Annotated in this window: 20 protein-coding genes; 12 read left to right on the top strand and 8 right to left on the bottom strand. The window is 66.4% G+C overall.

The window, feature by feature from the left end:
- Positions 1-439 precede the first annotated feature (439 nt).
- Genes tig through KBY66_RS07310 form a run of 5 tightly spaced genes read left to right on the top strand, consistent with a single transcriptional unit; the run spans position 440 to position 6,311 of the window.
- Positions 440-1,783 carry a trigger factor gene (gene tig / locus KBY66_RS07330; protein ID WP_255088634.1) on the top strand — a complete coding sequence of 448 codons (1,344 nt, stop codon included), beginning with the start codon at positions 440-442 and terminating at the stop codon, positions 1,781-1,783.
- A gap of 30 nt (positions 1,784-1,813) precedes the next feature.
- Positions 1,814-2,494, top strand: a complete 681-nt coding sequence (clpP, locus tag KBY66_RS07325) for an ATP-dependent Clp endopeptidase proteolytic subunit ClpP (protein WP_255088633.1) — start codon at positions 1,814-1,816, stop codon at positions 2,492-2,494.
- Positions 2,494-3,840, top strand: a complete 1,347-nt coding sequence (clpX, locus tag KBY66_RS07320; protein ID WP_255088632.1) for an ATP-dependent protease ATP-binding subunit ClpX — start codon at positions 2,494-2,496, stop codon at positions 3,838-3,840. The genes clpP and clpX overlap by 1 nt, the downstream gene beginning before the upstream one ends.
- 18 nt (positions 3,841-3,858) lie before the next feature.
- Positions 3,859-4,536 carry a lecithin retinol acyltransferase family protein gene (locus KBY66_RS07315; protein WP_255088631.1) on the top strand — a complete coding sequence of 226 codons (678 nt, stop codon included), beginning with the start codon at positions 3,859-3,861 and terminating at the stop codon, positions 4,534-4,536.
- Positions 4,533-6,311: a DNA polymerase III subunit gamma/tau gene (locus KBY66_RS07310; RefSeq protein ID WP_255088629.1), complete on the top strand. Its 1,779-nt coding sequence runs from the start codon at positions 4,533-4,535 to the stop codon at positions 6,309-6,311. Before KBY66_RS07315 ends, KBY66_RS07310 begins: the two co-directional genes overlap by 4 nt.
- On the opposite strand, the gene KBY66_RS07305 is transcribed toward KBY66_RS07310, so the two are convergent.
- Together KBY66_RS07305 and KBY66_RS07300 are read right to left on the bottom strand one after the other, a co-directional pair.
- The gene (locus KBY66_RS07305) at positions 6,308-7,717 is read right to left on the bottom strand and encodes a glycosyltransferase (RefSeq protein WP_255088628.1); all 1,410 of its coding nucleotides are present in this window, start codon (positions 7,715-7,717) and stop codon (positions 6,308-6,310) included. The two genes, KBY66_RS07310 and KBY66_RS07305, sit on opposite strands and share 4 nt — an antisense overlap.
- Before the next feature lie 163 nt (positions 7,718-7,880).
- Positions 7,881-9,437, bottom strand: a complete 1,557-nt coding sequence (locus tag KBY66_RS07300; protein WP_255088627.1) for a SpoIID/LytB domain-containing protein — start codon at positions 9,435-9,437, stop codon at positions 7,881-7,883.
- A 123-nt stretch (positions 9,438-9,560) separates the two neighbouring features.
- Here KBY66_RS07300 and rpmI point away from each other — a divergent pair, with 123 nt between their 5' ends.
- Genes rpmI through KBY66_RS07285 form a run of 3 tightly spaced genes read left to right on the top strand, consistent with a single transcriptional unit; the run spans position 9,561 to position 10,777 of the window.
- Positions 9,561-9,761, top strand: a complete 201-nt coding sequence (gene rpmI, locus KBY66_RS07295) for a 50S ribosomal protein L35 (RefSeq protein ID WP_255088626.1) — start codon at positions 9,561-9,563, stop codon at positions 9,759-9,761.
- A gap of 52 nt (positions 9,762-9,813) precedes the next feature.
- The gene (rplT, locus tag KBY66_RS07290; protein ID WP_255088625.1) at positions 9,814-10,161 is read left to right on the top strand and encodes a 50S ribosomal protein L20; all 348 of its coding nucleotides are present in this window, start codon (positions 9,814-9,816) and stop codon (positions 10,159-10,161) included.
- A 25-nt stretch (positions 10,162-10,186) separates the two neighbouring features.
- Positions 10,187-10,777, top strand: coding sequence for a tetratricopeptide repeat protein (locus KBY66_RS07285; RefSeq protein ID WP_255088624.1), 591 nt, complete (start codon positions 10,187-10,189; stop codon positions 10,775-10,777).
- A gap of 28 nt (positions 10,778-10,805) precedes the next feature.
- Here KBY66_RS07285 and KBY66_RS07280 read toward each other — a convergent pair whose 3' ends face one another.
- Positions 10,806-11,327 carry a hypothetical protein gene (locus tag KBY66_RS07280; protein WP_315855492.1) on the bottom strand — a complete coding sequence of 174 codons (522 nt, stop codon included), beginning with the start codon at positions 11,325-11,327 and terminating at the stop codon, positions 10,806-10,808.
- A gap of 132 nt (positions 11,328-11,459) precedes the next feature.
- On the opposite strand from KBY66_RS07280, the gene KBY66_RS07275 reads away from it, so the two are divergent.
- The gene (locus KBY66_RS07275) at positions 11,460-12,260 is read left to right on the top strand and encodes a thiazole synthase (RefSeq protein WP_255088697.1); all 801 of its coding nucleotides are present in this window, start codon (positions 11,460-11,462) and stop codon (positions 12,258-12,260) included.
- On the opposite strand, the gene KBY66_RS07270 is transcribed toward KBY66_RS07275, so the two are convergent.
- Positions 12,236-12,379: a hypothetical protein gene (locus KBY66_RS07270; protein ID WP_255088703.1), complete on the bottom strand. Its 144-nt coding sequence runs from the start codon at positions 12,377-12,379 to the stop codon at positions 12,236-12,238. The genes KBY66_RS07275 and KBY66_RS07270 overlap by 25 nt on opposite strands.
- A gap of 16 nt (positions 12,380-12,395) precedes the next feature.
- Here KBY66_RS07270 and KBY66_RS15725 point away from each other — a divergent pair, with 16 nt between their 5' ends.
- From KBY66_RS15725 to KBY66_RS07255, 3 genes are all read left to right on the top strand, one after another.
- Positions 12,396-12,500: a hypothetical protein gene (locus KBY66_RS15725; protein WP_315855491.1), complete on the top strand. Its 105-nt coding sequence runs from the start codon at positions 12,396-12,398 to the stop codon at positions 12,498-12,500.
- Between the two features lie 84 nt (positions 12,501-12,584).
- Positions 12,585-13,781 (top strand): NAD-dependent epimerase/dehydratase family protein, encoded by a 1,197-nt coding sequence (locus tag KBY66_RS07260; RefSeq protein WP_255088622.1) that lies wholly within the window; start codon positions 12,585-12,587, stop codon positions 13,779-13,781.
- A 47-nt stretch (positions 13,782-13,828) separates the two neighbouring features.
- The gene (locus KBY66_RS07255) at positions 13,829-14,962 is read left to right on the top strand and encodes a glycosyltransferase family 4 protein (protein ID WP_255088621.1); all 1,134 of its coding nucleotides are present in this window, start codon (positions 13,829-13,831) and stop codon (positions 14,960-14,962) included.
- On the opposite strand, the gene mrdA is transcribed toward KBY66_RS07255, so the two are convergent.
- From mrdA to guaA, 4 genes are all read right to left on the bottom strand, one after another.
- Complete coding sequence (mrdA, locus tag KBY66_RS07250; RefSeq protein WP_255088620.1) at positions 14,947-16,698, bottom strand: penicillin-binding protein 2; 1,752 nt, start codon at positions 16,696-16,698, stop codon at positions 14,947-14,949. The two genes, KBY66_RS07255 and mrdA, sit on opposite strands and share 16 nt — an antisense overlap.
- A 5-nt stretch (positions 16,699-16,703) precedes the next feature.
- Complete coding sequence (locus KBY66_RS07245) at positions 16,704-17,084, bottom strand: hypothetical protein (protein WP_255088616.1); 381 nt, start codon at positions 17,082-17,084, stop codon at positions 16,704-16,706.
- Positions 17,085-17,166: 82 nt separating this feature from the next.
- Positions 17,167-17,775 carry a hypothetical protein gene (locus KBY66_RS07240; protein ID WP_255088615.1) on the bottom strand — a complete coding sequence of 203 codons (609 nt, stop codon included), beginning with the start codon at positions 17,773-17,775 and terminating at the stop codon, positions 17,167-17,169.
- Between the two features lie 69 nt (positions 17,776-17,844).
- Complete coding sequence (gene guaA / locus KBY66_RS07235; RefSeq protein WP_255088614.1) at positions 17,845-19,443, bottom strand: glutamine-hydrolyzing GMP synthase; 1,599 nt, start codon at positions 19,441-19,443, stop codon at positions 17,845-17,847.
- Positions 19,444-19,463 lie beyond the last annotated feature (20 nt).

Below are 19,463 nucleotides of genomic sequence, written 5' to 3'. Positions count from 1 at the left end.
GGGGCTGAACTCCTGAACCAATCTCCGTAAGGAGGCGACGATGAACTGTTGACCGAGCGATCGAAGAAAACGCTCCTTTGATCTGGAGCAGCTTCACAACGAGGAAATGTCCAATCCTCGGGTGAATCGCATCACACCGAAGGCTTGACGACAATCAAAAACTGATGGGCCGGGTCTATGGAGCAGGATCGATCGAAGGGGTGAAGAAAAATTTGCTAAAGATTTCAATGGTCCGGTCGGAGAAAAGCCACCGGGCTCTGATGTGATTTAGAAGCGTGCAGGCCCCGCAGGACCACGACCTTCCTTTGTTCTTAAACAATCATACGCCCAGTCAGGCCCTGGGCGCCTCCACCACCGTGGCTGGGCAGGGTGAGCCGGAGGCGGCATGGGTTTCTAGGATCGGCGGCTGCCCTGCAACACCGGTCCGGCCGGTCCGCCCATGAGCTCCGCCCTGAAGGTCAAGACCAGTCCCCGTCCCGGCAGCCGGCTGGCTCTGGAGGTGGAGATCCCCGGCGGTCGGTCCCAGGCCAGCTACGAAGCCGCCGTGACCAAGCTGAGCCGCAGTGTGCGCCTGCCGGGCTTTCGCCAGGGCAAGGTGCCCCGTCCGGTCCTCCTTCAGCAGATCGGCCCCTTGCGGATCCGGGCCACCGCCCTGGAGGATCTCGTCGACAGTGTGTGGCGCGACGCGCTGAAGCAGGAACAGATCGCCGCCCTCAGCAATCCGGAGCTAAGCGAAGGATTCGACGTCTTGCTGGCGCGGTTCAGCCCCGGGGAGGAACTCACCTTGACCCTCGAGTTGGACATCCAGCCCACCCCAAGCCTCAAAACAACGAAAGGACTGGTGGCTGAAGCGGAACCGATCCACTACGACCCCGACCGGGTGGACGAACTGATTGAACAGTCCCGCAGGCAGTTGGCGGCCATGGTCCCCGTGGAGAATCGCCCTGCCGCCAGCGGCGATCAGGCGCTGGTGAGCTTTACCGGCTCCTACCAGGACAGCGGTGAACCGATCGTCGGTGGCAGCGCCGACGATCTGGAGGTGGAACTTGAAGAGGGGCGGATGATCCCTGGCTTCATCGAAGGAATCCTCGGGATGGGCCTTGGGGAGACCCGCACGATCCCCTGTCAGTTCCCCGACGACTACCCCCAGGAGGATGCGCGCGGCAGGGAAGCCAGTTTCGTGCTCACCCTCAAGGACCTCAAGGCCCGCGAACTGCCCGAGCTGGATGACGCCTTCGCCCAGCAGGCCAGCGAGCTCCCGACCCTCGCCGAGATGCGGGCCGACCTGGAGCAGCGCCTGCGCGACGACACCGAGCGCCGCGCCCGCAACGGTCGCCACGATGCCCTGCTGACCGCCCTGGTCCAGGAGCTGGAGGTGGAGCTGCCCGAAACCCTGATTCAGCAGGAGATCCGTGCCCTGGTCGAGCAGACCGCCAGCCAGGTGGCCCAACAGGGGATGGACATCAAGAGCCTGTTCACCCCGGAGCTGGTCCGCAGCCTGATGGACAGCTCTCGGCCGGAGGCGGAGCAGCGGCTCAAGCGCGGTCTCGCCCTCCAGGCCCTGGCCACCAAGGAGCAGATCACGGTGGAGGAAGGGGAGATCGAGGCGAAGCTGAAGGAGGTGGGCAGCGGCCAGAGCAAGGGCGAAAGCATCGATCCGGCCCGCTTGCGCGGGGCTGTGGCGGAGGATCTGCTTCGAAACAAGTTGCTGGCCTGGCTTGAAGAGAACAGCACCGTCACCGAGAAGGCGCCAGCGGAGGGGACGGAGCCGGCCATAGATTGAAGCCACCCCCGGTTCCTCCGTGCCCGCCGCGTGATCGACGCCCTTCGTCCCCATCCGATCCAAAACCGCTGGCAGGGCAGCCGTCCTGCCGCCATCCGCGACAGCGCTCCCCGGGCCGCCCCTGGTCTGGTGCCCACGGTGGTCGAGCAGTCGGGGCGGGGGGATCGGGCCTTTGACATCTACTCCCGGCTGCTGCGGGAGCGGATCATCTTTCTGGGCACCGGCATCGACGACGCCGTGGCCGATTCCTTGGTGGCCCAGTTGCTCTTCCTGGAAGCCGAAGACCCGGAGAAGGACATTCAGATCTACATCAACTCCCCCGGTGGCTCAGTGACCTCGGGGCTGGCCATCTACGACACGATGCAGCAGGTGGCCCCGGACGTGGTCACCATATGCTATGGCCTGGCGGCCAGTATGGGGGCCTTCCTGCTCTCCGGAGGCACCAAGGGCAAGCGCCTGGCCCTGCCGAGTGCGCGGATCATGATCCACCAGCCGCTGGGTGGCGCCCAGGGCCAGGCTGTGGACATTGAGATCCAGGCCCGGGAGATCCTCTACCTCAAAGACACCCTGAACGGGTTGATGGCGGAACACACAGGCCAGCCGCTGGCCAGGATTGCCGAGGACACCGACCGCGATTACTTTTTGTCTCCACCGGAAGCCGTGGCCTACGGGCTGATCGATCGGGTGTTTGAAGACTCCACACCCCTCTGATGGCCAAGTTCGACGCCCATCTGAAGTGCTCGTTCTGCGGCAAGTCCCAGGAACAGGTGCGGAAGCTGATCGCCGGACCCGGCGTCTACATCTGCGACGAGTGCATCGATCTCTGCAACGAGATCCTCGAAGAGGAGCTCGTTGAGGTGCCCGGCGGCGGCCGCCCCCCGGCTGAGGCGGGACGTAAAGTGGCACCGAAGAAAAGCGGCAAGGCGGCCCCCACCCTCGCCACGATCCCCAAACCGCACCAGATCAAGGCCTTTCTCGACCAGCAGGTGGTGGGCCAGGAAGAGGCCAAGAAGGTTCTCGCCGTCGCCGTTTACAACCATTACAAGCGGCTGGCCTGGCATGGAGATGGCCATGGCGAAACCGATCGCACCGCCACTCGGCTGCACAAGTCGAACATTCTGCTGATCGGCCCCACCGGCTGCGGCAAGACCCTGCTCGCCCAGACCCTGGCCGAACTGCTTGATGTGCCTTTTGCCGTGGCCGACGCCACCACCCTCACCGAGGCGGGCTATGTGGGGGAGGACGTGGAGAACATCCTGCTGCGGCTGCTGCAGAAGGCCGACCTCGACGTGGAGCAGGCCCAGCGGGGCATCATTTACATCGACGAAATCGACAAGATCGCCCGCAAGAGCGAGAACCCCTCGATCACCCGCGATGTGTCGGGCGAAGGGGTGCAGCAAGCCCTGCTCAAGATGCTGGAGGGCACCGTGGCCAACGTGCCCCCCCAGGGCGGGCGCAAGCATCCCTATCAGGACTGCATCCAGATCGACACCAGCCAGATCCTGTTCATCTGCGGGGGGGCTTTCGTCGGCCTCGATGGCGTGGTGCAGCGGCGCCTGGGCCGTAACGCGATCGGCTTCCTGCCCAACGACGGCCGCAGCCGCAGCCGCAACCACAAGGAGCATCAAGCCGCCCATATCCTGCGCCATCTCGAACCGGAGGATCTGGTGCGCTACGGCCTGATTCCTGAATTCATCGGCCGTCTGCCGGTCAGCGCCCTGCTGGAACCGCTCGATGCCCGGGCCCTCAAGGCCATCCTCACCGAGCCGCGGGATGCCCTCGTCAAGCAGTTCCAGACGCTGCTCAGCATGGACAGCGTTCAGCTGGAGTTCGAGCCGGAAGCCATCGAGGCGATCGCCCAGGAGGCCCATCGGCGCCGCACCGGTGCCCGGGCCCTGCGCGGCATCGTCGAGGAACTGATGCTCGATCTGATGTATGACCTGCCCACCAGCACCGCCGTGACCACCTTCAGAGTCACCAGGGAGCTGGTGGAGCTGCGCAGCAAGGCCAAGGTGCTGCCCTACCCCGGCGTGATCCAGCAACAGGAGTCGGCCTGAGGCCGGAAGAACGCCGCCATGGCAACCGCTGATCACCTGCAGGTGCCCCGCCAGCACGGCCTCTTCGATCACCACGGCATCGATCTGGGCGACGGAACGGTGGCCCACTACCTCGAAGGCCGCCAGATCCTGCGCAGTCCGCTTGACGCCTTCAGCCGCGGTGAGCCCGTGTCGGTGGTGCCCTACGACCCGGCCAGCATCTCGCCGCCCGGGGTGACGCTGCGGCGGGCGATGGGCCGGCTCGGCGAGCAGCGCTACAACCTCGTGTTCAACAACTGCGAGCACTTCGCGATCTGGTGCAAGACCGGTCACCACCGCAGCACCCAGGTGGAGGACTGGCTCCGCACCGGCAGCCTTGGGGCCCTGGCCGTCGGCCAGTTCGTCCCGGCGGCCCTGCTGGTGGCCGTTCGGTTGCTGCTGCGCCAGGGTTTGACCCTCGACCATGGCCGTGACCTGGCCCTGCGCAGCCTGGAGCAGCTCGACGGGCTGCGGCTGCGCCTGCAGCAACGGCTTGAGCAGGAACTGGAGCAGGCGGAGCAATGGTGGGCCGGAGATAAGGGCCCCGACCAGTTGGGCAAGCTGCGGCTCCAGGCCCAGAGCCTGGCCGATCAGCTCGCCACGGTGGAAGAGCTGGAGGGGAGGCTGGAGCGGCTGCTCAGCGAGGGGAAGCCGGCGGCGGGCGACCCGTCCCCATGACCGAGGCTCCGGCCTACCAGGCTCTGCACCTCAAGTACCGCCCCCAACGGTTCGACCAGCTGGTGGGGCAGGAGGCGATCGCCGCCACCTTGAGCAATGCCCTGCTCCAGGCCCGCATCGCCCCCGCCTATCTGTTCAGCGGCCCGCGGGGGACGGGCAAGACATCGAGCGCGCGCATCATGGCCCGTTCGCTGAATTGCGTCGGCAGCGATGGGCCCACCCCCCATCCCTGCGGCGTCTGCGAGCTGTGCACCTCGATCGCGGCCGGCAACGCCCTTGATGTGATCGAGATCGACGCCGCCTCCAACACCGGCGTCGACAACATCCGCGAGCTGATCGAACGGTCCCGCTTCGCGCCGGTGCAGGCGCGCTGGAAGGTTTACGTGATCGACGAGTGCCACATGCTCTCGACCGCCGCCTTCAACGCCCTGCTCAAGACCCTGGAGGAACCGCCGCCACGGGTGGTGTTCGTGCTGGCCACCACCGATCCGCAGCGGGTGCTGCCCACAATCCTGTCGCGGTGCCAGCGCTTCGACTTTCGTCGCATTCCCCAGGCCGCCATCGAAGACCATCTGCGCACCATCGCCGAGCAGGAGCGGATCGGCATCAGCCCGGAGGCCCTGCAGGTGGTGGCGCAGCGGGCCCAGGGCGGGCTTCGGGACGCGGAGAGCCTGCTCGATCAACTCAGCCTGCTGCCGGCACCGATCGAAGCGGCGGCGATCTGGGACCTGCTGGGAGCCGTGCCGGAGCAGGAGCTGCTCCACCTCGCCGCCGCCCTCGCCGCCGCCGAACCCGTCGGGGTGATCGAAGCCTGCCGAGAACTGCTGGAACGGGGGCGGGAACCCTCGGCGGTGCTTCAGGGGCTGGCCTCCTTGTTGCGCGACCTGGTGCTCGCCGCAGCCGCCCCCGGGCGGCTCGAGCTCAGCGGCCTCTCGCCCCAGTTCCGCCCCCAACTTCCGGAGCTGGCCGAACGGCTCGGCAGCGGACGGCTGCTGCGCTGGCAAAACCAGCTGCGCGGCAGCGAACAGCAGTTGCGTCAGAGCATCCAGCCGCGGCTCTGGCTGGAGGTGCTCCTGCTCGGGCTGCTGGAGGAACCAGCCCCCAGGGCCCGGCAGGCTCCGATCCCGGAAGGGCTGACTCCCGTTGATGCGGCGGCCAACGCCGTGATGGGCCCCGTGGCGCTGTCACCGCCATCCCCCTTGGGTGCCCCGGTCGCCCGGACCCCGGCCGCACCGCCCCCTGCCCCCACCCCTGCAGCGAGCGGCGAGGCAGGCGACCACGAGCCAGCCATCCAGAACCTGGCGGAGCTGTGGCAGCAAATCCTCTCCAGCCTCACCCTGCCCTCCACCCGCATGCTGCTGTCCCAGCAAGCCTCGCTGGTGCGGCTGGACGACCAACGGGCCGTGGTGCGGGTCAGCGGAAACTGGATGCCGATGGTGCAGAGCCGGCTGCCCCTGCTGGAGCAGGCCCTCCAGAATGCCCTGGGACGTCCGCGTCAACTGGTGCTGGAATGCCAGCAGTCCAGCCCACCTGTCAGCACACCAACCAGCCCGCCCGCCCGCCAGCAGAACACCGCCGTTCCACCCACCCAGCCTGCCGCTCGACCCGGACCGGTTCGGATCGAAGCCAGCCCCCCACCTCCACAGACTTGCCCACCGCCCCCCTTGCCGCGGGAGCCCCTGGCCGAGAGGGCCCAACGGTTAGCAGAGTTCTTCAACGGGGAGGTCGTCGATCTGGAGGAACCGCCGGTGGATCAACCGGCGTCCGGCGGCTAGGTCGCCTGGGTGGAGAGATCGGAATCCGCTGGCAGACCGTCGTCGTCGTGGTCCTGATGGTCTTCGGGGTGGCCGCCGAGGTGGAGCGTCTTGGCCCAGACCAACCGCTTCGGCAACACCACCATTCGAACCGCCACCAAGGGAATTACCACGAGCCAGTGGGCGAAGTAGACCATCGCAAGCAGGACGGTGAAGGGGTTCGGCTTCGGCAGGGGAGGCCCCTGCGATGGCCGGCGGCAACCGATCACCAGGGCCCCGGCGGTGAGCCCCATCGCCACGAGGGACAGGGGCCAGATCGCCGGCTGGGTTCCGCTCAGCAACGCCGCGAACAGATCGATGGCCGAGATCAGCGGCAAGGCGTACTGAAGGAAGAAGAACACCCCGAGATCGAGCCGCTGGCGACGGGAGAGGCGCGAGGACAGCAAGCCGGGCCCGTAATCGAAGAAACGCTGCAGACCCCCCTCGGCCCAGCGCTGCCGTTGCTTCCACAGGGATGGCAGGGTGAGCACGGCTTCCTCCTCCACCGGCGGATCCCAGAGAACCCCCACCGCATGGCCCGCCAGGAGGAGGCGGAAGCTGAGGTCCAGGTCGTCGGTCACGGTGGCCTCGTTGAAACCACCACAGGCTTCGAGAACATCACGGCGCAAGAGCTGTCCATTCCCCCGCAGCTCGCCGATGCCGCCTGCCCGAAGGCGCCCCTCCTGGATGCCGGCATCCAGGGCCATTTCCATCGCCTGGGCCCGGGTGAGCAGGTTGCGATCCGTGTTCACCACGGCCTTGCGCAATTGAACCGCGGACCAACCGCCGGATTCCGCATAGGCCACGAGATGCTCCAGCAGATCGGCCTGCAGCCCGGCGTCGGCGTCGAGCACCAGCATCCAGCGGCCCTGGAGTCGCTCCAGAACGGCGTTCAGCGCACCGGACTTGCCGCCACCCGCCTCCCTGCCGCGCCTGATCACGGTCAAGTGGGGCGTGCGGCCCTCAAGATCAGCCAGCAACTCGGGGGTGCGGTCCTCGCTGCCATCGTCAACCACCCACAAGCGGAGCTGATCAGCGGGATAGCTCAGCTGGCCGACACGCTCGACCAGACGGCCGATCACGGCCTCCTCGTCGCGGGCGGCCACCACCACATCCACCGAGGGGCAGGGGCAACCCCCTCCAGGCTTCTCGAAATCCAGGCCAGGCCAGGGGGCGGATGGATCCTGGTTTGCAGTCGGCCCGCTCAAGAGCTTGAGGAACACGGTGCGCACCACATAGGTGGCGATGAGCAGGCTGAGGCTGATCGCCGGCAGGAGGTTCCGGGGAGGCTCGAGCCAGTGGGGCGCCACGCCGGCCCAGCCGCAGAGGAAGACAAACGCCGCCGCCTTGCCGCGCCGACGACCTGGGCCCGTGTCGGCTTGGGTCACACCAGCCACAACGCGCCCGGCCGGTTCACGGCAACCCCCGCACAACACCTGCTTCCAGCCTCCTTCCCCTCAAGACACCTCCCTCAAGTCAGTTCATCCCAGGGCCTGGGGCGTGGATGGATGGCTGGACGGATGCCCAGGACATCGTCATCGCCAACGGACTCTAAAGGGGCCCTCCAAGGGAATGTATGGGCTGCAGATCCGTACCGGGGTAGTAGTGCCCGAGGATCCTGCCGAGGCTCCAACCACGGGCTGCCAGGTCGATCGCTCCGGCCTGGGAGAGGCCGGCCCCGTGGCCAAAGCCCCCACCGACGATTCGCCAGGCTCCGGGGCGATCGGGCACCAGCAGGAAGAGGGTGCTGGGAAGCTGTCGAAAGGTGCGCCGGATCGCGTCGAGCCGAAGCACCCGCTCGCCGCCACTGCCCTCGACCGCCAGGGCCAGAACCCGTCCACTCGGTCCCCGCTCCAGCACCTTGAGACCAACGGGAGTGCCCACACCCGCTCCGGTGCGGGCGAGATCCTCGCGGATCTGCTCAGCCGTAAGCAAGCGCTGCCAGCGAAAACGGGGGTGGTCCGCCCCGTAGGCCGCGCCTCCCTGGTTCAGGAGTTGCGGCAGGATCGCGGCCGGCAAGGGGACGGTGAAACGCTGGGCAAAGGCGGCGGGTCCATCCGGCCTGGCCTGGAGATAGGGCAGGGCGGAACCACTCCAGACCTCTTCGAACCCCGCCGAGACCCCCCCGTTCGTCGCGTGATACACCGCGTGAATCGGCATGCCCTTCCAGCTGAGCACCTGGCCCGTGGTGGCCTGGATCGCCCGTGCCACGGCTCCGCCCGCCAGGCGGGGGTCCCCATAGACCTGGCACTGGGTATCGGCACAGAGGTGGTAGCCATCGATCGCGAAGCGATGGCGGTTGCGCAAGGCCCAGGTGCGCGCCAGCACGGCCTGGGCGGCCAGGGCCGCCGGAGGGGAGGCGGCGCCGATCTCATGGGGCACCACCCCGAGCAGGTAACGCTCCAGGGGCACCTGCTCGATCAGGCTCCAGCCGCCGTAGGCGTCCGGCTGCAGGCGAAACGGCCCCGGGAACACCCCGCCCTGCCAGCGCAAGCCCCCCGGGGCCGTGATCAGCATGGGGCCCTCCAGCAGCGTCGCGGTCCTCGATCCCCCACCGGCCGCCGCCGGGGCCTCCAGCGCGAGGCCGCTGGTCACCAGCCGCTCGTCCGTGCGGGCCTGGAAGCCCTGCGGGGCTTTCGAACTGGCGACAGCCCACACTTCCCAGTCCTTGGGATAGCCGATCTGGGCCTCGACCCCCAGCGCCCGCCAGGCCATGGCCGCCTGCTCGGCGCTTTCGAAGCTGGCGAACGGCCCCAGCACGCTCCTTCCCAACAGCAACGGCTTCGCCAGGGGAACCTCTCGCCAGCGCAGCCGCAGGCTGGTGCCGCTGCGCCGCTGTCCCGCCGCATCCACCAGGCTCAGGGAACCCGTCGCGGCCTGCAGAACAAGTGGAGCAGCCTGGTCAGCCCCTCCCGCCGTGGGCCCCAGCCGTGAGGCCAGAGCGACCCAGAGCACCGGATCCTTGGCGTTGAGCGGGGGGGGCGGTTGGGTGGGCCAGTGGATGGCCGCGGGAGCGGACACGGCCCGGCAGCCCGGCGCGATCAACAGCGAAACGCTGAGTGCGAGCAGCGCCGGAGCGAGGCGACCGGCCGTTCGGGGGCGGGGCATGGGCAGGCGATGCATCAGCGCGAAGGGTGGAAACGGGGAGGGAAAGAGTGACAAGACAGGCCGGGTGGTTGGCGGAAGGCACGTCCACGTCGTACTTTGATTGTTTGCGTCCGAGTGGACGAGATGCCGAAGCTCAAAACCCGCCGAGCTGCCGCAAAGCGTTTCAAGCTGAGTGGCAGTGGCAAGTTCATGCGGCGTCGCGCCTTCCTCAACCACCTGCTCGATCACAAGAGCCCGAAGCGCAAGCGCTACCTCGGCACGATGGCGGTTGTTGATGAGCGCGATGTTGAGAACGTCAGGGGGATGCTTCCCTACGCCCACTGAGCCTGCCCACTGAGCAGCCCCAGGCCATACCCACCTCCCCCAGATCTGATCCATGTCTCGCGTCAAGAGGGGCAACGTTGCCCGCAAACGCCGCATCAAGATTCTCCGACTGGCCCGCGGCTTCCAGGGCAGCGGCAGCAAGTTGTTCCGCACCGCCAACCAGCGGGTCATGAAGGCCCTGTGCAACGCCTACAGGGATCGCCGTCGTCGCAAGCGCGATTTCCGCCGGCTCTGGATTGCCCGAATCAACGCCGCGGCCCGCCTCAATGGCCTGAGCTACAGCCGCCTGATCGGCGGGCTCAAAAAAGCGGACATCCAGCTCAATCGCAAGATGCTGGCCCAGTTGGCCGTCACCGATCCGGTCAGCTTCAGCAGCGTGGTTGGCGCCGCCCATCCCTGAACCCAACTTCTAACGGGGAGGCCCGATGGACATTCTCCTGCCCCAGGCCTACTTGATCGGACTGATCGTGCTGCTGGGTGGCGCCGCCGTGGTCATCGGCTTTCAGTTGGTCCGGGTGCGGCGGGATGAAGCCGCCCTCTCCCGGCTGGAAGGCCAGGGCAAGGGGGGCAGCCAACAGGATCCAGCCACCCTCTATGAACTGGCCTCGGTGCAGCTGCGCAAGCGGCTCTACCCCCAGGCGGTGGAGTCCCTGCAGCTCGCCCTGAAGCGCTCGACCGGGGAACCCCAGGAAGCCCAGGCCCTGATGCAGAACGCCCTGGGCTTTTCCCTTGCCGCCCAGAACAACTACGCCACGGCGATTCGGCACTACAAGGCCGCTCTCCAGGCCAAACCGGACTATCCCGTTGCCCTTAACAACCTCGGCTACGCCTTGGAGCGCCAGAGCAAACCCGACGAGGCCCGTGAGGCCTATCAGCAGGCCCTCAGCCTCGACCCTGGCAACAAGACAAGCCTGAAGCGGCTCAAGCTTCTCGAACGCCGCAACCCAAAGGATCCTGAGGATCGGCCCACCAGTGGCAAGGGCATTAAGCGAGAGCCCACCAAGAAGGCGGCCTGAGCCGCCAGCCTTCCTCTACAGGGCGCGATTACCAGAGGCCGCGAATCGGCGCCGGTTCCTTGGCACTCGGCTGAGCCTTGGTCTCGGCCATCGGAGCCAGCACCAGCCGTCCGCCGAGGTTGGTCAGCCGGGGCGCGTTCCAGCCGCTCAGGGACAACCCCTGCAGCCCCAGAAAGTCGCCGCCCGGCTCGAGGCCGGTGCTGAGGTCGGCGATCAGGGGAAGGAGTTCGAACTGGTCGGATTTGGCATTGAGATTGCCCTGCACCGGGGTGGTCACCGCTCCGATCGTCATCTCGCCACGCAGATCAACGACCTGACCGATCGCCTGGAGTGCCTCGAGACGCAGCTCCACCGGTACTGGCGTTCTGGAGCCGAAGGCCTGATACGTGCCGGTCCACCGCCGCGGCAGCTGGTCGGCCAGCAGCTGGGCACGGGCATTGGGATCGAAGGTCTCCACCGGACCGAAATCCGTCTGGAACGATTCAACCGTGGCGGGATTGGGCATTCGGAACGGCACCATGCCCCCGAGGGGAACCGGTGTGGCTGCCAACAGCAGAGGAAGCGCGAAGGGCACGGCTGGGTCCATCCTTTGGGCCAGGGTAAGCCGCTCTGGAGTCGTAAGCTGCACATCCAATGCCTGGAAAGCGCCGTGGCCGCAGCTGAACCGGCAGACGGGGAGGCGATGGTGATCGGTGGACGGCGCTTCGGCAGCCGGCTGATGACCGGCACCGGCAAGTATCCCGATCTGGCCACCATGTGCGCCAGCCTCGCGGCGAGTCGCTGCGAGATCGTCACCGTGGCGGTGCGGCGGGTGCAGGCAGCCGCAGCGGGCCATGGGGGGTTGATCGAAGCGATCGACTGGAGCGCGATCTGGATGCTGCCCAACACCGCTGGTTGCGCCACCGCCGAAGAGGCGATCCGGGTGGCACGGCTGGGCCGGGAGCTTGCCAAGCTGGCCGGCCAGGAGGACAACACCTTCGTGAAGCTGGAGGTGATCCCGGACAGCCGCCATCTGCTGCCCGATCCCTTCGGCACCCTCGAGGCGGCCGAGCAACTGGTGGCCGAAGGCTTCACCGTTTTGCCCTACATCAATGCCGATCCGCTGCTGGCCAAACGACTGGAGGAGGCGGGGTGCGCCACGGTGATGCCACTGGGATCGCCGATCGGCTCCGGCCAGGGCATCCGCAACGCCGCCAACATCGCCCTGATCATCGAGAACGCCCGGGTCCCCGTGGTGGTGGATGCCGGCATCGGCGTGCCCAGCGAAGCCGCCCAGGCCATGGAGATGGGGGCCGATGCCCTGCTGATCAACAGCGCCATCGCCCTGGCCGGTGATCCCGTCGCCATGGCACACGCCATGGCCCTGGCCACCGAGGCGGGGCGGATCGCCTGGCGGGCCGGTCGCTTGCCGGTCCGCCAGGAGGCCAGCGCCAGCTCACCCCGCCAGGGACGGGTGGGTCAGGTCATCCCCAGGCCTTCGTGAACTTCCTGCTCGGCCTGCCAGAGATCGCGGTTTCGGCCGATAGCGTAGCGAGCTTTCGTTGTTGCTTCAGCCATGTCGGTCACCCGGGAAGACGGCGGCAGGTTGAATGCTTTTGCCAAGGAACCTCCGATCCGGGTGGTCGAATCCGGCGGTTCCATGGGCCGGACCACCCTGCTGCTGCTGCTCGGCGGGGCGGCCCTGGTGCTCGGCATGGTGGCGGTGGCGGTACGGATCAGCTGAAGGGCCTGGAGCAGGCTGGAGGCGCAGGATGCCTGTAGTAGCTTGCCTAAAGGGAGCATCCGCTCGTTCGGCAGGAGTTCAGACGTGAAGGTTCTCGTTCTCGGCGGCGACGGCTTCTGCGGTTGGCCGTGCGCGGTGAATCTGGCTGATGGTGGCCATGAGGTGGTGATCGTCGACAACTTCAGTCGCCGCAAGATCGACATCGATCTGGGCGTGGAATCCCTCACGCCCATCGCCAACCTGCCTGACAGGCTGCGGGCCTGGCAGGAAACAGGCGGCAACCAGATCCGTTTCGTCCATCTCGACATCGCCCAGCAGTACGAGCGTCTGCTGGAACTGCTTCGCCTTGAGCAGCCGGGGGCGGTGGTGCATTTTGCAGAGCAACGGGCGGCTCCCTACTCGATGAAAAGCAGCGCCACCAAGCGCTACACCGTCGACAACAACGTCAACGGCACCCACAACCTGCTCTGCGCCATCGTCGAGAGCGGCCTCGACATCCACATCGTTCACCTCGGCACGATGGGGGTCTATGGCTATGGCTCCCACCGCGGCGCCACCATACCCGAGGGATACCTCACCGTGGAGGTCCCCCAGGCCGATGGCACCCGCTTTCGCGAGAAGATCCTCCACCCCACCGATCCCGGGAGCGTCTACCACATGACCAAGACGCTCGACCAATTGCTTTTCTTTTATTACAACAAGAACGACAGCATTCGCGTCACCGACCTTCACCAGGGGATCGTCTGGGGCACCAACACGGCGCTCACCGATCGCGATCCCCGGCTGGTGAACCGGTTCGATTACGACGGCGATTACGGTACGGTGCTCAACCGCTTTCTGATGCAGGCCGCGATCGGCTATCCGCTCACTGTGCATGGAACCGGCGGCCAGACCCGTGCCTTCATCCACATCCGCGATTCGGTGAAGTGCGTTGAGCTGGCCGTCGCCAATCCCCCCAGCCCCGGTGAGAAGGTCCGCATCTACAACCAGATGACCGAAAGCCACAAAGTGAAGGACCTGGCCGAGAAGGTGGCCGCTGTCACCGGAGCGAAGGTGAGCCATCTGCCCAACCCCCGCAAGGAAGCGATCGAGAACGATCTGATCGTCGACAACCGCTGCCTGATCGAACTGGGGCTCAAGCCCACCACCCTCGAGGATGGATTGCTGGCCGAAGTGGTGGATGTGGCCCGCCGCTGGGCCGACCGCTGCGATCGCGCCCGCATCCCCTGCATCTCTGCATGGACATCCTCCCAGGCGCTGGCCGTCAAGGCGACGGCCTGAAACACGGCTCGTCTCCCAGCTCACTCCCCCTGGACATGCGGCCCCCCTTGAAGATCGTTTTTTTCACGGAAACCTTCCTGCCCAAGGTCGACGGGATCGTGACCCGCCTCACCAAGACGGTGCAGCACCTGGTGGCCGCCGGCGATGAGGTGCTGGTGTTCTGCCCGGAAGGGGCCCCCCAGATCTTCATGGGGGCCCGGGTGATCGGTGTGCCAGCAGTTCCCTTGCCGCTCTACCCCGAGCTGAAGTTGGCCCTGCCGCGGCCCTCCGTGGCCGAAGCCCTGGAGGCCTTTGCCCCTGACCTGGTCCATGTGGTGAATCCAGCGGTGCTCGGCCTGGGCGGAATCTGGCTGGCCAAATCCCGTCAGATTCCCCTGGTGGCCAGTTACCACACCCACTTGCCGAAGTACCTGGAGCACTACGGCATGGGCATGCTTGAGCCCCTGCTCTGGGAACTGCTCAAAGCCGCCCACAACCAGGCCGATCTGAATCTCTGCACCTCCAGCGCCATGGTGGAGGAACTCAGCCAGCGGGGCATCCAGCACACCGCCCTGTGGCAGCGCGGTGTGGACACCGAACTCTTCCGTCCCGAACTGCGCCAGCCGGCGATGCGCCGCCGGTTGATGGGGGGTCGAGATGGCCGCGAACGTCTGCTGCTTTACGTCGGCAGGCTCTCAGCCGAGAAACAGATTGAGCGGATCCGCCCAGTGCTTGAGGCCATGCCCCAGGCCCACCTTGCCCTGGTGGGAGACGGTCCCCATCGGCAGCAGCTGGAGCAGGTCTTCGCAGGGAGTGCCACCACCTTCGTGGGCTACCTGGCCGGCGAAGAGCTGGCCAGCGCCTTTGCCAGTGCTGATGCCTTCCTGTTCCCCTCCAGCACCGAAACCCTGGGTCTGGTGCTGCTGGAGGCGATGGCGGCGGGCTGCCCGGTGGTGGGAGCCAACCGTGGCGGCATCCCTGACATCGTCACCGACGGGGTGAACGGTTGTCTGTACGACCCCGACGAACCCACCAGCCTGACGGCGGCGACCGAACGGCTGCTGGCCAGCCCGCAGCGGCTTGAGCAGTTAAGTCAGGCCGCCCGCCAGGAAGCTGAGCGCTGGGGCTGGGCCAGTGCCACCGAGCAACTGCGTTCCTTCTACAGCCAGGTGGCCAGGCCCAGACTTCAATTGGTCGGCTGAGCGCCTTTGAACCAGGTCGTCATCAGGGCCTTGACCATCGGGGCGGCCACCGTGCCGCCATATCCGCCACTGTTTTCCCCGAAGGCGATGATCACCAGATTGGGCTTGGCTGCCGGGGCGTAGCCGCCGAACCAGGCGTGGTCCTGACGGGGAGGATCCTCGGCCGTTCCGGTTTTGCCGGCCACCGGCGGCAAGCCGGGAATGTTCAGCAATGTGGCGGTGCCCTGGGTGACGACCTCCCGCAGGCCCTGGCGCAGGACCGTCAGGGTGGACGGCTTCAGGCCCAGCCACTGACGGGAGACGGGCCCGTCCACCAGGTGGGGCGTCACCAGCCAGCCCCCATTGGCAATCGCCGCGTAGAGCCGCGCCATCTGCAACGGCGTCACGGCGACGGCGCCCTGGCCGATCGCCGAAGTGATCGTGTCGACGGAGGTCCAGTCTTCCTTGAGGGTGCGCCGTTTCCAGGCCGGATCCCCCAGCAGGCCAGGACTCTCTTCCTCGTTGAGTTCGATGCCCGTGGCGCTGCCGAAGCCGAACCGGCGCGCCGACTTGAACAGCTCCGTCGCCCCGACCTTCAGACCGAGCCGATAGAAGAAGCTGTTGCTGCTCACGGCCAGGGCCTTGGGAAAGCCGATGCTGCCGAAACTGCCATGGTCGGCGTAGCACTGACCGTCGTAGCAGAAGGAGCTGGAGGTCGGAATCGTGGAACCGGGCTCGTAGCGGCCCGACTCCAGGCCGGCCAGGGTGCTGATCACCTTGAAGGTGCTGGCCGGTGGAAAGGCCTGCAGCGCCCTGTCGAGCATCGGCGCCTCAGGACGGCTGAGCTCGTTCCACTGGGCCGTGGTTGGGCCAGCCGAAAACACATTGGGATCGAAGTTGGGACGGCTGGCCATGGCGAGGATGGCGCCGGTCTGGGGGTCCATCGCCACGATCGCCCCCTTGCGCACCCCATCGAGGGCCCGCTCCGCGGCGCGCTGCAGATCGAGGTCCAGGGTGAGGCGCAGATCCTTGCCGGCCCGGGCCTTCTTGTCCCCCAGGACCCGCTGCACCTCTCCCGCCGCATTCACCTCCAGCTGCTGGCCGCCCCATTCGCCGCGCAGATGGTTCTCGAACACGCGCTCGAGGCCGCTGCGGCCGATGCGGTCCTGGACCCGATAGCCAACGATCTCGAGGCGCTTGTATTCCTCCTCATTGATACTTGTGGTGTAGCCGAGCACATGGGCCGCCAGGCGGCCAAGCGGATAGGCGCGCAGATAATCCACGTCCACATCGACGCCGTCGAAGGCCGCCGCCTGTTCCTTGAACCGAAGCACCTGAATGCTGCTGAGCGGACCGGACAGGGCGATGCGGTAGCCGTCGCCCTGTCCGCCGCTTCGCCGTTTTTCATCCAGCCGGCTGACCGGAACGCCCAGCACCTCGGCAAGCCGACCGCGCATCTGCTGCCAGCGCTGGTCCGTCACCACCAGGGGGCGGAGGTAGAGGTTGTAGGTGAGGCGGTTGGTGGCCAGCACCTCACCATGGCGATCCAGTAGCCGGCCCCGCATTGGGTGGCGGGGAACCAGGCGAACCCGGTTCTGATCCGCCAGCACCCTGTTCTCCGTGCCGTGCACCAGCTGAAGCCAGGCCAGCCGCGCGCCCATCGCGGCGGCCACCAGCAGGACAAGACCCAGCAACCAGGCAGGCTGGTGGCGCATGCCAGCCTGACGGGGCTGACCGGGCAGCAGACCGATCCCCATCGTGATCAGGCCTCGAGCCGTCGCTCCAGCTGGGCCAGGCGTTCGGCGATCCGAATCAGCACGCCATGGAGGGCTTCCCGCTCGGCTGCAGCATCCTCCCCGCCACCCGTGGCCGCCACCGCCTCGCTGCGTGGGATGTCGCGCACCTCCACCTTCATCACCGGATTGCCCAGGCCGGGCTGGATCTGATCCAGGCTTTCCCGCATCGCCCGGGCTGCAGGGTCCCCCTCCTGCCTGAGCTGGCCCAGGGGGTCATCCGAGTCGGTGAACGCTTCGACCACCTGGCGGGGACCGCCACGGCGGGCCCGCTCAACCACGGCCATCCCGACCGGAAGGATGTCCTGCATCAAGGAGAGCCTGAGGGCGTCGAGGGGATCAGCGGCCATGGCAGAAGAAACAGAGCGCGGCGAGGTGGGTCACCTCCCACCGGCAGGGTGCCCAGTCTGCCTGGCACCAGCCTCCGCCGTCTCAGAAGGTGCGCTGCACTCCGGGCTCGATGATGCCCGGGCGGCAGAACTGGCGGGACCCCAGCCACGCCCCCGCCAGCACCGCCAACACCAGCAGGGTGGTGAGGGGGAGAAGCGCCTGGCGCGTGACGTCGAGACTGAGCCATTCGCCCCAGCCGCGCAACCAGCGCTCCCGATCGAACCGCCGCCGCTCCTTCTGCTCGCTCTTGAGCCGTCGCCCCAGGGCCTTTTCCACCCAGCGCTCGAAGGAGCGCTTCTTGGTGACGGCCATCTTGCGCTCCACCTCGAGCAGGTGGCCCGAGCTCAGATCGGGGTTGAAGGTGCTGATCAGCTCCAGGCTCTTGAGGAACATCTCCACGGCCCCATCCTTGATTTGACGTTCCTGGTCCGATAGCTCGTCCCACAGCAGCTCGGGGTAGAAGCGGGTGCGGTTGGCCTGGATCTGCTCCTCCTGGAGCTGACCGGGCTCCCTGAGCCAGCGATCGGTGTTGGCATCGAAGCGCCGCCAGTAGAGAAACGGATTGAGGAAAATGGTCTTGGCGCCGAGCTGGATGCTGTCCTGCTGAAGACGGCGCTGCAGCTGGGGATCCGGCTGGGTGGCGACGGTCACGGGAATCAGGCTGGTGCCCGATGGTATCGAAGCTGCTGGGGCTCTACCAGCCCGGTTGGACCCTGACCATCATTCCCACTCGATCGTGCCCGGGGGCTTGCTGGTGATGTCAAGCACCACCCGGTTCACCCCCTTCACCTCGTTGACGATCCGGTTCGAGATTCTCTCCAGCAGGTCGTAGGGCAGCCGAGACCAATCGGCGGTCATGCCGTCTTCGCTGGAGACGCAGCGCAGCACAATTGGATAGGCATAGGTGCGTTTGTCTCCCATCACCCCCACGCTCCGCACCGGCAGCAGCACGGCAAAAGCCTGCCAGATCTCGTGATAAAGGCCCGCGTCCTGGACTTCCTCGCGCACGATCAGATCGGCGTCCCGCAGAATGTTGAGTTTTTCGGCACTCACTTCGCCTAAAATGCGAATTGCCAGGCCAGGTCCTGGGAAAGGGTGACGGCGGACGATCTCCTCGGGCAGGCCGAGGTTGCGGCCCACCTTGCGCACCTCGTCTTTGAAGAGACGGCGCAAGGGTTCCACCAGCTTGAACTGAAGATCCTTGGGAAGGCCGCCGACGTTGTGGTGGCTCTTGATCTTCACCGCCACCCGCTCACCGGTGTTGGGGTCGACGCCCGTTCCGGCCGATTCGATCACATCGGGATAGAGCGTTCCCTGGGCGAGAAAATCGAAGGGCCCGAGACGCTTGCTCTCCTCCTCGAACACCCGGATGAATTCGGTGCCGATGATCTTGCGCTTGTCTTCGGGATCGGTGATGCCGTTGAGCTTGCCCAGAAAGCGATCCCTGGCGTTGATGTATTCAACGCGAATGTGGAACTTGCGATCAAAGAAGTCCGTGAGAAATTCGGGTTCCCCCTTTCGCATGAATCCCTGATCGATGAACATGCAGGTGAGCTTGTCGCCAATCGCCTTGTGAAGCAGAAATGCCAGGGTGGAGGAATCGACGCCACCGGAAAGGGCCAATAGCACCCGTTTATCGCCCACCCTGGCCTGAACATCTGCGACCGCCTCATCAATGAAGGCTTCCGTGGTCCAGTCGGGCTTGCAGCCACAGATCTGGTAAACGAAGTTGCGAATCAACGCCATGCCGCCCAGGGAATGGACCACCTCCGGGTGGAACTGAACGCCGTAGAAGTGGCGCCGGTGATCGGCGACCGCTGCTTCGGGGGTGTTGGCGGTGTGGGCCAGCCTCTCGAACCCCTGGGGCAATGCCGCGACCGAATCGCCGTGGCTCATCCACATCGTGGAGCCCTCCTCCACATCGGAGAGCAGATCAAGGGGATCGTCCACGAACAACGGGGCCTTGCCGTATTCGCCGCGCCCAGCCGCCTCCACCACTCCGCCCAACTGCTGCACCATCAGCTGCATGCCGTAGCAGACTCCCAGAATGGGAATTCCCAGATCCCAAAGTCCGGGATCACAGATCGGCGCCCCTTCGGTGTAAACGGAGCTGGGACCGCCGCTGAGGATGATTCCCTTCGGCGCGATGCTGCGCAGATCATCGGCGCTGGTGCTGTAGCCCATTACCAGGGAGTACACCTCGGTTTCCCGCACGCGGCGGGCGATCAACTCGGAGTACTGGGAGCCGAAGTCAAGGATGACGATGGCGGGATGGCGCTTGGATTCAGGCTGCTCAGAGGATTGCGAAGCTTGCGACATACGACCGTTTCGGCGGTCAG

The sequence above is a fragment of the Synechococcus sp. Tobar12-5m-g genome (assembly GCF_024345415.1).
Taxonomy (GTDB): domain Bacteria; phylum Cyanobacteriota; class Cyanobacteriia; order PCC-6307; family Cyanobiaceae; genus Regnicoccus.
Note: the sequence above shows the minus strand (reverse complement) of the source record. Positions and strands in the feature narration are given on the sequence as shown.

What these genes read in the sequence shown, in the direction of transcription:
- rplT (WP_255088625.1), top strand. Translation starts at nt 9,814, where the DNA reads ATGTCTCGCGTCAAGAGGGGCAACGTTGCCCGCAAACGCCGCATCAAG.
- guaA (WP_255088614.1), bottom strand. Translation starts at nt 19,443, where the DNA reads ATGTCGCAAGCTTCGCAATCCTCTGAGCAGCCTGAATCCAAGCGCCAT.
- KBY66_RS07300 (WP_255088627.1), bottom strand. Translation starts at nt 9,437, where the DNA reads ATGCCCCGCCCCCGAACGGCCGGTCGCCTCGCTCCGGCGCTGCTCGCA.
- KBY66_RS07315 (WP_255088631.1), top strand. Translation starts at nt 3,859, where the DNA reads ATGGCAACCGCTGATCACCTGCAGGTGCCCCGCCAGCACGGCCTCTTC.
- mrdA (WP_255088620.1), bottom strand. Translation starts at nt 16,698, where the DNA reads ATGGGGATCGGTCTGCTGCCCGGTCAGCCCCGTCAGGCTGGCATGCGC.
- rpmI (WP_255088626.1), top strand. Translation starts at nt 9,561, where the DNA reads ATGCCGAAGCTCAAAACCCGCCGAGCTGCCGCAAAGCGTTTCAAGCTG.
- KBY66_RS07275 (WP_255088697.1), top strand. Translation starts at nt 11,460, where the DNA reads ATGGTGATCGGTGGACGGCGCTTCGGCAGCCGGCTGATGACCGGCACC.
- tig (WP_255088634.1), top strand. Translation starts at nt 440, where the DNA reads ATGAGCTCCGCCCTGAAGGTCAAGACCAGTCCCCGTCCCGGCAGCCGG.
- KBY66_RS07245 (WP_255088616.1), bottom strand. Translation starts at nt 17,084, where the DNA reads ATGGCCGCTGATCCCCTCGACGCCCTCAGGCTCTCCTTGATGCAGGAC.
- KBY66_RS07285 (WP_255088624.1), top strand. Translation starts at nt 10,187, where the DNA reads ATGGACATTCTCCTGCCCCAGGCCTACTTGATCGGACTGATCGTGCTG.
- KBY66_RS07310 (WP_255088629.1), top strand. Translation starts at nt 4,533, where the DNA reads ATGACCGAGGCTCCGGCCTACCAGGCTCTGCACCTCAAGTACCGCCCC.
- clpX (WP_255088632.1), top strand. Translation starts at nt 2,494, where the DNA reads ATGGCCAAGTTCGACGCCCATCTGAAGTGCTCGTTCTGCGGCAAGTCC.